Source organism: Planktosalinus lacus, assembly GCF_014640155.1.
Classification (GTDB): domain Bacteria; phylum Bacteroidota; class Bacteroidia; order Flavobacteriales; family Flavobacteriaceae; genus Planktosalinus; species Planktosalinus lacus.
The window spans coordinates 1-907 of the sequence record NZ_BMGK01000034.1; the positions used below are offsets into that span (position 1 = coordinate 1).

Here is a 907-nt window from a genome sequence, read left to right on the forward strand (position 1 = left end):
AGTAACCTTGACTGTAGAAGATGAAGAAGGTAACACAGATTCAGTCATTGTTACAGTAACTGTTGTGGATGATATGGCACCGGTAATTGCTTGTCAAGGTGAAGGTGGAAATGTTAATGTAACAGAGACTGCTTCTCCGGGAACCTTTTTTGATGAAAATATAGATGCAGTTAGCACAATTACTGTAACAGATGATTTTGTATTGACAGATGTTAATATTGGTTTAGATATTTCACATACTTGGGTAAGTGATTTAGAGATATCACTTACTTCTCCTGAGGGAACTACAATTGTATTATTAGATCCTGATTTTTGTCTACAAGACAATGTACTAGCAACTTTGGATGATGATGCTGCAACTTCAGGAGATACTCAGTGTGCTACATCAGGTCCAGGTGATCCACCGGGTACAGCTGCTATTTCAGGAACATTTACCCCTACCGAAGCGTTATCTGCCTTCAATGGAGAGAGCTCAATGGGAGACTGGACATTAACTGTAACAGATGGGGCTGCCGGAGACGACGGCGTATTAAACTCTTGGACATTAGACTACTCCTATTTCTCCAACACAGTACCCCCACTAGAGGTCGTCTTGGTAGAAGGTACTGCGACAGTTCAGGCAGAAGACTTTTTAAACGTACTTGACGAACCTTGTGGTTATACAGTAACAGTAGACGGTGAAGACTTCATTAACTTTACATGTGCGGACATTGGTGAACACCAGTTTGAAATTGTAGTAACTGATGCTTCAGGAAACAGTTCAACTTGTATGGCTTCAGTAGAAGTAGTAGATCCTTCATTATACTGTGAGTTAGCGTGTAGTGAATTGGAAAACCCAGTTGATATATTGGATTTCGAACCTGTAGACGAAGTTGCAGAGGAGGTCAATGAAGGTATCATAGGAGCA

The 907-nt window shown here is 40.9% G+C and carries 1 protein-coding gene; it reads left to right on the plus strand.

Annotated elements, in window-relative coordinates; translation table 11 throughout:
- On the plus strand, positions 1-907 hold a 907-nt coding region (locus IEV69_RS13790), incomplete at both ends, for a proprotein convertase P-domain-containing protein (RefSeq protein ID WP_188443426.1).